A 14072-nucleotide genomic window follows, 5' to 3' on the forward strand; every position below is an offset into this window, starting at 1 on the left:
GAGTATAGCCTCCCTACACTAAATGCAACTAGTAAGCTTTTATATGAGCCTGAAGAATACGACCAGATATTTGCCCGCCCCGTTAGATCGGGGCGGGCATATCGGAACTATACTATATTAATTTTAACAGCTATTGGCGCTCAATAATTTGTTCATGCGTTGGATGAACTGGTTAGGATCTTCAAGTGTTCCTCGCTCTGCAAGCAAAGCTTGATCGAGCAATAACTCGATCCATTCTCCAAACAACACATCCTCGCCTATTTCTGCGATTCTTTTTACTAGCTTATGTTCCGGGTTAAGTTCAAAAATATACTTGATCTCAGGAGAAGACTGTCCTGTAGCAGCAAATATTTTAGCCATTTGCGTAGTCATATCGTTGGCTGCAGTAGTAACTACTACCGGAGTATCAGTCAAACGATGAGTAAACCTAACTTCTTTAATTCGTTCACCGAGGTATATTTTTACTCGCTCGACGAAAGGTTCCAACGCCTTTTTGGCTTCTTTTTGTTCTGAACTTTCCTTATTAACTAGCTTTTCTAGTGACGGATCTACTTTGCTAACTGATTGGAACGATTTACCATCAAATTCTGTTAAATAGCTCATCATCCATTCATCGATACGCTCATAAAGCAGGATTACTTCAATGCCTTTTTTGTATAACAGTTCTAAATGAGGGCTACTTTTTGCGGCTGCATAGTTGTCGGCAGTGATGTAGTAAATTTTCTCTTGCCCTTCAACCATGCGGTTAACGTAATCTTCCAATGTTACGTTTTGCGCTGCACTGTCGCCGTAGGTTGAGGCAAAACGCAGTAATTTATCGATAGTTTTAATGTTGTTTGGATCTTCGCCGGGACCTTCTTTCAGTACTAGCCCAAAATTTTGCCAAAAGGATTGGTATTGCTCAGGATTATCCTTAGCTAGATTATCTAACATGCTTAGCACGCGTTTAGTCATGGCGCCTTTAAGATTATTGATAAGGCGGCTATCTTGCAAAATTTCGCGAGAGATATTTAGCGGCAGATCGTTAGAATCAATTATTCCCTTAACAAAACGCAGGTAATTTGGCATAAATTGTTCGGCATCATCCATAATAAACACGCGCTGCACATAAAGTTTTAACCCATGTTTATGCTCACGATGCCACATATCCCAAGGAGCCTGTGACGGGATATAAAGCAAGCTGGTGTACTCTTGTTTTCCTTCAACTCTGTTATGGCTCCAGATTAGCGGATCGCTAAAATTATGGGATAGATGCTTATAGAATTCTTTATACTCTTCATCACTTATTTCTGCCTTATTGCGGGTCCATAGTGCTTGCGCCTTGTTGACTTTTTCCCAGGTTACTACCTCTTTCTCTTCTCCCTCTTCGCTACCCTCCCTTGCTTTTTTTATGGAAGTCTGAATTTCTACTGGCAGGGCAATATGATCGGAATATTTTCCAATCACGCTCTTAAGACGCCAATCATCTAGGAATTCGTCTTCTCCTTCACGCAGATGTAGAGTGATGTCTGTACCACGTTCCGGCTTGTTGATATCGGCAATAGTATAATCGCCTTCGCCGTTAGACTGCCAAAATACACCTTCTTCGGGGCTAGTACCAGCAGCACGAGTACGCACAGTAACTGTATCTGCTACAATAAACGCTGAGTAAAAACCAACACCGAACTGTCCAATAAGCTGACTATCTTTCAGCTTATCTGAACCAGTTAATTTAAGAAAAGCTTTAGTACCAGATTTAGCAATAGTTCCAAGATTATCTATTACTTCCTCACGTCGCATGCCAATACCATTATCGCTAATGATAATAGTACGTTGTGTTTTATTACAGGAAAGCCGAACACGCAAATCGCCATCTCCTTCATATAAATTTGGCTGTGATAGTGCAAGAAAACGCAATTTATCTGCTGCGTCTGAAGCATTGGAGATAAGCTCGCGCAGAAAAATTTCTTTATTAGAATAAAGCGAATGTATCATCAGATATAGTAGTTGCTTGACTTCAGATTGGAATCCGCAAGTTTCTTGTCTTCTCATACTCATATAACACCTCTTGACTAAAGACAACCAAACAGGCTGTTTAAAAAACAGCATTATCCCGGTAAATTGGGATAATCTAGTTATATTTCAATAAAAAAATAAAAATTGGTGCTGTTGTTAATCAACAGCCTCTCATCATTAGCAGAGCATTTTAAAATCAAGAGGAAGCTGCATGCTACTAGAGACAGCTGCTATTTTTTCCTTCTTGATTTCAGCAATACGGCGTGCAGCATCATTGAAGGCTGCAGCAATTAGATCCTCCAGCATCTCTTTATCGTCATCCAAAAGAGTGGGATCTACTTCTACGCGACGGCAATTGTGCGAGCCGTTAATAGTGACTTTAACCATACCAGCGCCCGATTCTCCGGTAACTTCCAGCTGCGCAATCTCTTCTTGCATACGCTGCATTTTCCCCTGCATTTGCTGGGCTTTTTTCATCAAATTACCCATTCCTTCTTTACTAAACATAGTGTTCTCTTTTACTTAGCTACGTCAAGTAGCGCTGGCGGTATATATTTGCTATTATTTGCTACAGGTTATATTATAATGGATATTATTTTCATCCAACTCAGCGGAAAAAATGTATAATATATTATAATCGTGATAATCACTTATTATAAGCTTTCTCGCCTATATCAATTTTTGATTTTATAGATAGTCTGCTGCCATTCAAACAGCGTTTTTATTTCAGGATCATTATCTTAAGTTAATGTTCATGTTAATATATCTAAATCAGCACCGAGTGCTTCGAGCACAACACTGAGCAAAACACTAAATTGCGCTAAGATATTATACTTTTTAAATAGTTAGTTGCTTCAGCATAACCCTGATTACTGCTGGTAGCTTTACTTACTGCCCCGTTCGAATCAATTGAAATTAAGCATACCATATTTCAGCACTACGGCGCTAGAATAGGCGTCACCGAGCTCGGCAGGCCTGCTTAATCTAGATCTATTAAGCTAGGGGGGATATAACAAAGTAACGAAGAGCGTTACTCTCTTCACCCAAGAATGCTAAGTTCTGCCTACGGTGCATTCGGCTGAGCTAAAATGTTCCTTAGGATGAAACGCCAAGGCACGTAACAAAGTCATTTCAACCCCCATTCGGCGGTCAGGAGCATAAAGCAGTTCTTTACGCCCTACCAACAGAATCTGGTAATACAATTGTAAATCTTCTGGCGGCAGTCGCTGTGATAATTCACGCAAGCGCGACAGTACATTATGCTCTTCGTAGTCACCTAGTTGATCCGGCTGAAGTTGTCCCATAGCTATGCGGTGCAACAAAGATAGCATCTCTACCAGCAGACTTTCCCAGTCTATACCGCGGGCCGCATATTGAGATAGTTGCGCAATCATCGCCCTGCCGTCAGCAGCGACCAGTGATTCGAGTAGCGCCAGTGGCTGCTCGGTATTCAGCCTACCAAGCATCATCTTTACCGTATCTGCGCTAATCACGACCTGCCCCATGGCGATAGCCTGATCGGTAAGACTCAGGGCATCGCGCATGCTACCTTCTGCGGCGCGAGCTAATAATTTTAGCGCCAGCGGCTCAGCCTTGAGATGCTCATACTGCAACACTTTTACCAAGTGGTTACAGATTTGCTCAATATCGAGCGCCTTAAGATGAAATTGTAAACAGCGAGATAAAATAGTTACTGGCAATTTTTGCGGATCAGTGGTGGCTAGTAAAAATTTAATGTGCTCAGGAGGCTCCTCTAGCGTCTTAAGCAATGCGTTAAAGCTGTGACGGGACAGCATGTGTACTTCGTCAATAAGATAAACTTTGAAGCGTCCGCGTGCCGGTAAGTACTGAATATTATTTAGTAGTTCTCTAGTATCCTCTACTTTTGTGCGTGAGGCAGCATCTATTTCCATCAGATCAACAAAACGGCCCTGCTCGATTTCGAGACAATTCGCGCATTGACCACAAGGAGTCGCGGTAATACCAGTTTCACAATTTAATCCTTTAGCCATTAGACGAGCAATAGTGGTTTTACCCACGCCACGCGTACCAGATAACAGATAGGCATGATGAATCCTGCCTAATAAAAAGCAATTAGCTAATACTGTTAAGATATGTTCCTGCCCTACTACATCTGCAAATGTTTGCGGACGCCACTTACGAGCAAGTACCTGGTAGCTCATGAGTAAATTAAAAGAGATTTAATAAATAATATGATCTAAAGAAGATTAGTTCGTACCTAGAAAATAAATTAAAATAGTTTATGTTAATATATCTGTTAATATATCTTAAATCATAGTTCAAGATTACCTATAGATTGCTACCAGCTACAGCCTATGCTGTGTAAAAATACACAAGTAAAGATCCAACATTAGTTACTACTAACACTAAGCCCTGAAAAACCGTATCAATGCCTTTACTCTTCTTTCTTTAAGAAAGAGTAGTCTATCCATGCATTATTAAATAGTTTATTTTTAAATAAATAAGGTAAAAAATGAAAAAGATTGATTATTTAATGCTGTTAAGAAAGTGCCAAACATTAGAAACTCTTGAAAGAGTTATTGAAAAAAATAAGTATGAACTATCTGATGATAAACTAGAAATATTTAATTCAGCCGCAGATCATCGGTTGGCAGAACTAACAATGAACAAATTTTATGATAAAATTCCGATTTTTGTCTGGAAATATGTACGTTAAGAATAAATCTCTATGTTAGCAATGATTAGTGGAGGCCCAGTTAGCAATACCTAGCACACACGTAGCTCTTGTTGCGGCTGCTTCCTTCCGGACCTGACCAAGTGTACAAGTTAGTGTTGCAAGAGCACTAACTGAACCTTTATAACTTATTTATATTAATAAAAATGCTAAAAATTATTTTTACTTAATTTTTTTTACTTAAAATCATCTGACTAGATAGTAGTAGTCTATCTATACTACCTAGAACTATGAAAATAAGTCAAGATATAACTGTTATTTTTAGCAATTTTATTATTTTTAAATGAAGATATTACACTTTATCGTTACAAAGTACACCAGTTTTATTTTAAATAAATACTAAATATTTCTGGAGGTTTGCCAAAAATGTAATTAGATAGATTTGATCAACAATAAACCTGTTAATCAGCAACACTTTTACTCTACCTAGAGTACTACAAATTAGTTTTACTAGATTTTATCTAGTTACGTATAAATTAAATAAGCATGATCTCTGTATTTTTTTTAAAAAAATGGGCTGAAGATTATCTTTATTAAGTATTAAATATAATATTTTATATTTTAATATATAAATATTATATTTAATACTATAATTAATTTTTAATATTTAGTATCCAGCTTAACTTTAAGTTGTTATGTGAGGTTTTTTATCATGTTTTATCCAGATAATTTTGACGTTATTATTGTTGGCGGTGGTCACGCAGGTACAGAAGCAGCAATAGCGTCGGCTCGTATGGGATGCCTTACTCTATTACTAACACATAATATTGATACGCTAGGCCAAATGTCCTGTAATCCAGCTATTGGTGGTATCGGTAAAGGACATTTAGTTAAAGAAATCGATGCAATGGGTGGTTTGATGGCAAAAGCAATAGATCAAGCAGGTATCCAATTCAGGATACTAAATGCTAGTAAAGGCCCAGCAGTAAGAGCCACGCGCGCTCAGGCTGATCGCGTACTTTACCGTCAAGTTGTACGCCAAGCGTTAGAAAATCAGCCTCATCTTATGATCTTACAGTTATCCGTGGAAAATCTAATCGTCGATGATGATCGGGTTGTAGGCGTTGTAACCCAGATAGGAATTAAATTTAGTGCTCGTGCTATAGTCCTAACAGTAGGAACATTTCTTGATGGTAAAATCTACATTGGCATGGATCATTATAGCGGAGGACGAGCTGGCGATCAGCCATCTTTGTCTCTGTCAAGATATTTACGCGAACTTCCATTTAGGATACATCGATTAAAAACTGGCACCCCACCACGTCTTGACGCGCGCAGCATCGACTTTAAACGTCTAGCTATTCAATATAGCGACGATCCGCTGCCAGTATTTTCCTTTTTAGGAAACATAAATCAACATCCTCGGCAAGTACCCTGCTATATCACGTATACCAATGACAATACCCATGAAGTTATTCGCCATAATTTGAATCGTAGTCCAATGTACGCTGAGATGATTGAAGGTGTCGGGCCACGTTATTGTCCGTCCATAGAAGATAAGGTTATGCGCTTCACAGATCGCGAAGCGCACCAGATATTTTTAGAACCAGAAGGACTAACTAGTCAAGAAATTTATCCTAATGGCATCTCAACTAGTCTACCGTTAGACATACAAATAAAAATTGTGCATTCCATACAGGGACTGGAAAATGCCCGCATCATGCGTCCAGGGTATGCGATTGATTATGAATTTTTCGATCCACGCGACCTTAAATTAACGTTAGAAAGCAAACTAATCAATGGTTTATTCTTTGCCGGTCAAATTAACGGTACTACTGGCTATGAGGAAGCTGCAGCCCAAGGCATGCTCGCTGGACTAAATGCAGCCCGCTTAGCCATGGATAAAGATGGTTGGGCCCCTAGCCGCAGTGAAGCATATTTAGGCGTGCTGATAGATGATTTATGTACATTAGGTACACAAGAGCCTTATCGCATGTTCACCTCACGTGCAGAATACCGGTTGCTGCTGCGTGAAGATAATGCTGATCTGCGCCTGACCGAAATTGGCAGGCAGTTGAGGATGGTAGATGATGAGCGCTGGGCATCTTTCTGCGCTAAACAGGAAACCATCGAGCGTGAGCGTCAGCGTCTACGTGCTACTTGGATATATCCAAGTAGCAAGGGTATAGAAAAACTTAACGCACTTATCAAAGTTCCTCTCGAGTATGAGGCTAACGGGGAAGATCTGCTACGTCGTCCAGAGATAGACTACTCACAGCTGACTAAAATCGAAAATTTTGGTCCGGCACTATTGAATAGAAAAGCTGCTGAACAAGTTGAAATACAGATTAAATATCAAGGCTACATCGACCGTCAAAAGAAAGAAATCGTGCGTCAAATGCGTCATGAACATACAATGTTGCCAGAAAATATAAATTTTGGTTCTATTACCGGATTATCAAGCGAGGTAATAGCAAAACTTAATGATCACAAACCTACCTCAATTGGCCAGGCTTCGCGCATTTCTGGCGTTACACCAGCGGCAATATCTATTTTATTGGTATGGTTGAAAAAACAAGGACTACTATATCATAATACCTAATATTAGGTTATATACTAACATGATTAGTATCATAATGCTTAATGTTACTAAGCTAATTCCTAGTACGTTAAACATGTAGGCTTTAGTACCTAGCTAAAGGGATTCCATCGTTTAGTATTACTACACTTGCTGTATTGATTGAATGAAGAAAAAGTAATATCTATCATTATTACAATAACTAATAGGATGCTAGGAGGCGATATATTAATGTTTTTTTGTCAGATTACACAATATTTTTTATAATTCTAAAAAATTGACTACCCAGAACATAGTCAGTTTGTAACTAACTAAATGAATGAATGTGTAAGAAACCTGTGAATGCTTCAAATAATTACTAAAGATAGCTAAATTAGCTGTTTCAGCATGGCTCAACAATAGTTTTATGCTATATAAGCTTTAATTACGTATTTATTTTTCAATAAATTTATTGACTAAACTTATCAATTCTTCCGCTGTTGGCTTAGCTAATGCTTCTTCTACTAAGGTCTTTGCATCACTAAAATTAGTATTACGAATAATTTTTTTTATGCGGGGGATAGAGATAGAACTCATACTAAATTCATCCAATCCCATTCCTAATAACAGTAGGGTAGCACGTTCATCTCCCGCTAACTCACCACACATACCTGCCCATTTACCCGCAGCATGCGCAGCATCAATGACTTGTTTAATTAATTTTAGTACTGCCGGAGACAGGGGATTATAAAGATGAGAGATTAGCTCATTACCGCGATCCACAGCAAGAGTATATTGGGTCAGGTCGTTTGTCCCAATACTAAAAAAATCAACTTCTTTTGCTAAATGATGCGCGATTACCGCAGCAGCAGGGGTTTCTACCATAACCCCAACTGCAATGTCTTCATTGAAGGCTTGACCTTCTTCTCTTAATTGTGCTTTCAGTAGATCAAGTTCTAATTTTAGGGTTCGTACTTCTTCAACCGAAATTATCATTGGATACATGATATGTAGTTGACCAAACGCCGAGGCGCGCAAAATAGCACGCAGCTGTGCATGTAGTATCTCTTTGCGAGATAGTCCGATACGAATAGCACGCCAGCCGAGAAACGGGTTATTTTCTTTAGGAAAATTCATATATGGCAGATTTTTATCGCCACCAATATCCATGGTACGCACGATAATAGCACTGTTAGGCATTGATTCTACAACGTTTTTATAAGCTTCAAACTGTTCTTCTTCGCTGGGCAAAGAATCACGATCCATGAATAGAAATTCTGTACGATAAAGCCCAATACCATCGGCACCATTGCGCTTAGCACCGGCTACATCTCGCACAGAGCCAATATTAGCGCAGATTTCTATCTGATGCCCGTCTAGAGTAATTGCAGGAAGATTTTTAAAAATTGCTAGTTCTCGCTTTTCGGCATAATACTTACTCTGCAGCATCTTCAGCTCTTTTATCACTGCTTGCTCTGGATTAATATAAATTTGGTTATTGATTGCATCAATTATAACGTAGTCTCCATTGGAGACTTGTTTGGTGATATTACCGGTGCCAACGATAGCAGGCAATTCTAGTGAGCGTGCCATAATAGATGTATGGGAAGTACGGCCGCCTAGATCAATTACTAACCCTAATACTTTGTTAGGATTTAGCTGAGCAGTTTCCGAAGGTGTCAGATCCTCTGCTACCAGTACGACTTTTTCATTTAGGTCGCTTAAATTAATTATCGGCATCGCGAGCATATTACGCAATAATCGTTTACCGAGATCACGGATGTCTGTAGCGCGCTCTCTAAGGTATTCGTCATCTATTTTTTCTAACGCTTTTGCCTGGTTCTCAATGATTGAATAGACAGCTTCTTCTGCGCTAGAGAGGTTATTTTTGATAAACGATCTTATTTCTTGTTCAAATTCTTCATCTTCTAATAACATGATATGGCTATCAAATATGGCTTCTTTATCTTTACCAAAATTTCTAACTGCTTTGATTTTTATCTCTTTTAATTGGTTAGAAGATTTAGCGCGGCCGACAAGAAAATGCTTAATCTCCAGATCAATCTGATCTGTTTTGATTTTTTTTTTGTTGATGATTATTTCATCTTCTTTCAGAAGCAGCGCTTTACCAAAGGCTATCCCTGGTGATGCTAAAATTCCTGAAATCATAATACCATATTACCTTACTAAGTATAAGACCTTTTTGCCTAAAAAGATCAGGCAGTGTATTACTTAATACATTGCCATAAGTTTAACTAAATGTTCAACTGCTTTTTTTTCATCTTCACCTTCTGCAGTTATAGTAACTACTGTACCTTGCTTTAGCCCGAGAGTTTGCAGTTTAAATAGGCTTTTTGCACTAGCACTTTTGTCGTTGGATGTTACTGTAATTTTAGAACTAAAGCCTTTAGCTTCCTTGACAAATTGTGCAGCAGGACGCGTATGTAAGCCGTTTAAAGCAGTAATCGTAATTTCTTGTTGGTACATATTCCCCCCATTTTACTTATGATATGACACTAGTGTTACACTAAGTTAGTATAGTCTTTAATAGTATAAGTAAGGCTTATTTTAGCCCTATAAAAAAATAATTAGGTTTTTATAAATTGATTGTAGAGCATTCACGGGTTAACTTGTTTATCTTATAATTAACTATTAATATTAAATTATTAATATTAATTAATCTATCTAATATAGTTTTATATTTAAGTAGTAAATAGTAAAATTATTTCTTAATTATTAAGAAACTAATTATTCTTAAACAGAAAGATCTAATAACTAGAATATTTACTTAACCATAAGTATTATATACTATTATAGTTTAAATTAACTGTAATAGTAGTAACAAGAAAATTATTTTTTACTAAAAGTAAGATACATTTTTGTCTTATTAGTTAAAAGACAACGTACAAAGATTTTGTTATCAACTTGTGTTAAAAGCAGCTCTCATTATACTTCTTTTACTCTATTTATTAATACTAGATTAGCGAATATTAATCAATTAATTTAAGCTATTTAATAGTTATTATTTGTTGTCCTTGATATGCTTTGATGTTTTCAGTATTAATTATTATGAGTGCATGGAGCTATGACATAAATAACATAGAATAGTACCCTATATTAGTATGAACAACATTAATAACTAATTAATCCTGGTTACTTATATAAGTTATGAAAATTAATTTGCCAGTATTCAGTCTATAGTAGTCGATATTGCTGATGGTGCATCATGGAACAGATTAAAAAAGTTAAAAAAAATATTCTGCGGTTGTGCGAAAAGTTGCGCCATTGGGAATACCAATATTATGTGGAAAACTCCCCAGAAGTTTCAGACAGCGAATATGATCGGGTGATGGCGCAATTATGTGTGTTGGAGAGTAAATGGCCAGATCTTCTTACTATTGATTCACCCAGCCAACGGGTAGGATCACCGGCACAAAGCATCTTTAGTCAGGTGCACCATGAGGTGCCAATGCTATCCATCAATAACGTATTTGAAGAGTCAGGTTTCCTCGCTTTTGATGAGCGTGTGCATAAAATACTAAATCGTAAAGATGATATAACCTATTGCTGTGAACTGAAGCTAGATGGTCTAGCGGTTAGTCTGCTGTATGAACACGGCAAGCTTATACGAGCCGCTACACGCGGCGATGGCACTACCGGTGAAGATATCACTGCCAACGTACGGACCATTCGTACCATTCCTCTACGCCTAAAAACATACGGTAACCTACCAAGTAGACTAGAAATTCGGGGTGAAGTATTTATGTCAGAAATAGGTTTCCTAAGGCTTAACGAGACCGCTAAACGGGAAGGTGGAAAAATTTTCGCAAATCCGCGCAATGCTGCAGCTGGATCTTTACGCCAGCTGGATCCATCAATTACTGCCAGAAGACCACTAAAGTTTTACTGTTACGGTGATGGCTTATTGGAGGGAAGCGAACTTCCGGAAAGCCATTGGGAACGGCTGCAGCAATACAAAGCATGGGGTGTTCCGGTGAGCAACTGTATGTTTCGCTGTACTGGTAAAGAGGCGGTACTAGCTTTTTATCAGCAAGTTTATAAGGTGCGGCCAAATCTTGGTTTTGATATCGACGGCGTTGTAATTAAAGTTGATTCGTTGCCGCTACAACGACGGTTAGGTTTACTGACCCGCGCACCGCGCTGGTCTATTGCATATAAATTTCCGGCGCAGGAGCAGTTAACACGGGTGATTGATGTAGAATTTCAGGTAGGGCGTACCGGCGCTATTACACCGGTGGCACGGCTTGAATCAGTGTTAGTTTCTGGTGCTATAGTAAGCAAAGCTACTTTGCATAATTTTAATGAAATAAATCGGTTAGGACTGATGATTGGCGACAGAGTAATACTGCGCCGCGCCGGCGATGTTATTCCCCAAATCATCGGGGTAGTAGCTGAAGAACGACCATCAGATGCTCGTCAGGTAGTGTTTCCGAAGCAATGCCCGGTGTGCGGATCAGATTTAGAATGTGTGGCGGGGGAAAAGGTTCTACGCTGTATCGCTGGACTGATCTGCAGATCACAGCGTAAGGAGTCGCTGAAACATTTCGTATCTCGCCGGGCAATGAATATTAAAGGTATGGGCGATAAAATTATCGATCAGCTGATTGAGCATGAACTGGTTAAAAACCCAGCCGATTTGTTCCGTCTAACAAAAGGTATCTTAACCACTAAACTGGCAAGAATGGGACCGAAGTCAGCACAGAGCCTGATTGAGGAACTGGAAAAGGCTAAGAAAACGACTTTTACGCGTTTTATTTATTCGTTGGGTATCCGTAATGTGGGGCAAACTATTGCCGCTAACCTAGCGGTGGCCTATGGCACAATTGATGCTTTGATAGCTGCCGATATTGAGTCACTGACAGACGTGCAGGATATTGGTAATCTAATAGCAGCCTACATACGTCAATTTTTTGAAGAACGCCAGAATCTTGCTCTGCTACAAGAGCTATTAAGTCCGGAGATAGGTATTAATTGGTCACAGCCAACCGTCTCGCCAGCAGGCGGTACTACTGCTAAATTAAGTAGCAAGCTTGGATAGGTTTTAATCTATTAAAATATTAAAATTTATTGATTAAGCCTACCGCATCGTACACTTTTGCTAGTGTCAGGCTAGCTTGGATTCGGGCTTTTTCAGCTCCTGTGCGAAGCACTTGCCTTAGATAAGTTTCGTCTGCGCGCAGGGCATAGTAACGGACCTGCAACGCGTTTAACATCTCTAATACAGCATCAGAAATTGTAGTTTTTAGATGCCCATACATTTTACCTGCAAACTTTTTTTCTAGTTTTGCCACTGGCGTGCCGGTTACTCCGGATAGAATATCAAGCAAATTGGAAACGCCAGGCTTCGCTACTGGATCGTAGCGTATTACTGGCGGCTTATCTGAATCGGTAACTGCACGTTTAAATTTTTTCACTACAGATTTAGGATCGTCTAGAAGAGTAATGACGTTATTACGATTAATATCAGACTTCGACATTTTCTTCAGAGGGTCTAGTAATGACATTACCCTAGCGCCAGTTTGAAGAATAAAAGGCTCCGGTACTGTAAAAATATTGCCGTATAGAGCGTTAAAGCGCTTGGCTATATCACGGCTTAACTCTAGATGCTGTTTCTGATCTTCCCCCACAGGCACCTGATGAGTTTGATAAAGTAGAATGTCTGCCGCCATCAACACTGGATAATCAAATAATCCAACGTTGATATTTTTCACATAGCTGGCAGATTTTTCTTTGAACTGGGTCATTCTGCTTAGCTCACCGTAATAAGTATAACAGTTCAATAACCAGCCTAATTGGCTATGTTCTGGCACATGCGACTGAATAAATACTGTGCTTTTGGTAGGATCGATACCGCAGGCCAGATACAGGGCCAAAACATCCAGCGATTTATTACGCAGTTGCTGTGCATCAAGACGGGCGGTAATAGCATGCAGATCAACAATACAATAAATACACTCGTAATCATCTTGCATACTAACCCACTGCCGCAGTACACCAAGATAGTTACCGATGGTCAATTCTCCTGATGGCTGCGTGCCGCTAAATACGATAGGCTTAATCATGTTTAACTTTTTATATCTCTTCTTAAAGATTTGTTATATCTGATTTATCAATGCTCCTGCTATTTCACGGCGCATGGCATTAATTACTGTCCGATAGTTATTCTGGCTAAAAATAGCTGAGCCTGTTACAAACATATCTGCGCCGGCAGCGGCAATGGTGCCAATATTATCCACTTTTACGCCACCATCAACCTCTAAGCGAATATCATATCCGCTTTGATCGATAAGGCGACGTGCCTGATGCAGTTTATTAAAAGTAGAAGGTAAAAAAGACTGGCCACCGAATCCAGGGTTAACCGACATTAATAAGATGACATCAAGCTTATCTAGTACATACTCTAAACAGCTTAAAGGGGTAGCAGGATTAAAAACTAGTCCGGCTTTACATCCCTGCTCTCTAATAAGTTGCAGCGAGCGTTCAATATGTTCTGTTGCTTCGGGATGGAAAGTAATGTAGTTTGCACCTGCAGCAGCGAAATCTAGTATCAGGCTATCTACTGGTTTTACCATTAAATGTACGTCAATGGGGGCATTGATACTATAGTTACGCAAAGCCTTTAATACTATAGGTCCTATAGTAAGATTAGGAACATAATGATTATCCATTACATCAAAATGAACTACATCAGCCCCAGCAGAAATAACCTGGGCAGTATCTTCACCTAGACGAGCGAAATCAGCTGATAGAATAGAGGGGGCCATCAAATATTTTTTCATTCGTATCTATCTTCATTGAAGGTCAATTCAGCACTACAGAGATCTAGTGCAGCTACGGTATAGT

The 14072-nt window shown here is 39.1% G+C and carries 9 protein-coding genes, 1 other RNA gene and 1 pseudogene; 3 read left to right on the forward strand and 8 right to left on the reverse strand.

What is annotated here, in order from left to right:
* Positions 1 to 123 precede the first annotated feature (123 nt).
* The 3 genes and pseudogenes from htpG to dnaX all read right to left on the reverse strand — a co-directional run.
* Positions 124 to 2031 (reverse strand): molecular chaperone HtpG, encoded by a 1908-nt coding sequence (htpG, locus tag A4A70_RS02135; protein ID WP_173644522.1) that lies wholly within the window; start codon positions 2029 to 2031, stop codon positions 124 to 126.
* 141 nt (positions 2032 to 2172) lie between these two features.
* Entirely contained in the window at positions 2173 to 2502 is a 330-nt protein-coding gene (locus A4A70_RS02140) for a YbaB/EbfC family nucleoid-associated protein (RefSeq protein WP_067568011.1), read from the reverse strand.
* Positions 2503 to 3068: 566 nt separating this feature from the next.
* Positions 3069 to 4178: pseudogene (gene dnaX / locus A4A70_RS02145) on the reverse strand (DNA polymerase III subunit gamma/tau); the annotation flags it as partial.
* Between the two features lie 311 nt (positions 4179 to 4489).
* Between dnaX and hha the strand changes: the two are divergent.
* Entirely contained in the window at positions 4490 to 4693 is a 204-nt protein-coding gene (gene hha / locus A4A70_RS02150; protein WP_067568013.1) for a hemolysin expression modulator Hha, read from the forward strand.
* A gap of 35 nt (positions 4694 to 4728) precedes the next feature.
* On the opposite strand, the gene ffs is transcribed toward hha, so the two are convergent.
* Positions 4729 to 4826: signal recognition particle sRNA small type (gene ffs, locus A4A70_RS02155), an RNA gene on the reverse strand.
* A gap of 537 nt (positions 4827 to 5363) precedes the next feature.
* Here ffs and mnmG point away from each other — a divergent pair.
* Entirely contained in the window at positions 5364 to 7253 is a 1890-nt protein-coding gene (gene mnmG / locus A4A70_RS02160; RefSeq protein ID WP_067568015.1) for a tRNA uridine-5-carboxymethylaminomethyl(34) synthesis enzyme MnmG, read from the forward strand.
* A gap of 408 nt (positions 7254 to 7661) precedes the next feature.
* On the opposite strand, the gene ptsI is transcribed toward mnmG, so the two are convergent.
* Complete coding sequence (gene ptsI / locus A4A70_RS02165) at positions 7662 to 9377, reverse strand: phosphoenolpyruvate-protein phosphotransferase PtsI (RefSeq protein WP_067568017.1); 1716 nt, start codon at positions 9375 to 9377, stop codon at positions 7662 to 7664.
* Between the two features lie 63 nt (positions 9378 to 9440).
* Positions 9441 to 9695 (reverse strand): phosphocarrier protein Hpr, encoded by a 255-nt coding sequence (gene ptsH, locus A4A70_RS02170; RefSeq protein WP_067568019.1) that lies wholly within the window; start codon positions 9693 to 9695, stop codon positions 9441 to 9443.
* A 739-nt stretch (positions 9696 to 10434) separates the two neighbouring features.
* Here ptsH and ligA point away from each other — a divergent pair.
* On the forward strand, positions 10435 to 12267 hold the full coding sequence (ligA, locus tag A4A70_RS02175; RefSeq protein ID WP_082798879.1) for an NAD-dependent DNA ligase LigA: 1833 nt from the start codon (positions 10435 to 10437) through the stop codon (positions 12265 to 12267).
* 19 nt (positions 12268 to 12286) lie between these two features.
* On the opposite strand, the gene trpS is transcribed toward ligA, so the two are convergent.
* Together trpS and rpe are read right to left on the reverse strand one after the other, a co-directional pair.
* A complete protein-coding gene (gene trpS / locus A4A70_RS02180; RefSeq protein WP_067568021.1) occupies positions 12287 to 13291 on the reverse strand; it encodes a tryptophan--tRNA ligase in 1005 nt (334 codons plus the stop codon).
* Positions 13292 to 13324: 33 nt separating this feature from the next.
* Positions 13325 to 14008, reverse strand: coding sequence for a ribulose-phosphate 3-epimerase (gene rpe, locus A4A70_RS02185; RefSeq protein WP_067568023.1), 684 nt, complete (start codon positions 14006 to 14008; stop codon positions 13325 to 13327).
* Positions 14009 to 14072: the final 64 nt, after the last annotated feature.

Source organism: Candidatus Hoaglandella endobia, assembly GCF_900044015.1.
GTDB classification, from domain to species: Bacteria; Pseudomonadota; Gammaproteobacteria; order Enterobacterales; family Enterobacteriaceae; genus Hoaglandella; species Hoaglandella endobia.

Excerpts from the sequence above, each read along its gene's own strand:
- htpG (WP_173644522.1), bottom strand. The coding sequence starts at position 2,031 with ATGAGAAGACAAGAAACTTGCGGATTCCAATCTGAAGTCAAGCAACTA.
- A4A70_RS02140 (WP_067568011.1), bottom strand. The coding sequence starts at position 2,502 with ATGTTTAGTAAAGAAGGAATGGGTAATTTGATGAAAAAAGCCCAGCAA.
- hha (WP_067568013.1), top strand. The coding sequence starts at position 4,490 with ATGAAAAAGATTGATTATTTAATGCTGTTAAGAAAGTGCCAAACATTA.
- mnmG (WP_067568015.1), top strand. The coding sequence starts at position 5,364 with ATGTTTTATCCAGATAATTTTGACGTTATTATTGTTGGCGGTGGTCAC.
- ptsI (WP_067568017.1), bottom strand. The coding sequence starts at position 9,377 with ATGATTTCAGGAATTTTAGCATCACCAGGGATAGCCTTTGGTAAAGCG.
- ptsH (WP_067568019.1), bottom strand. The coding sequence starts at position 9,695 with ATGTACCAACAAGAAATTACGATTACTGCTTTAAACGGCTTACATACG.
- ligA (WP_082798879.1), top strand. The coding sequence starts at position 10,435 with ATGGAACAGATTAAAAAAGTTAAAAAAAATATTCTGCGGTTGTGCGAA.
- trpS (WP_067568021.1), bottom strand. The coding sequence starts at position 13,291 with ATGATTAAGCCTATCGTATTTAGCGGCACGCAGCCATCAGGAGAATTG.
- rpe (WP_067568023.1), bottom strand. The coding sequence starts at position 14,008 with ATGAAAAAATATTTGATGGCCCCCTCTATTCTATCAGCTGATTTCGCT.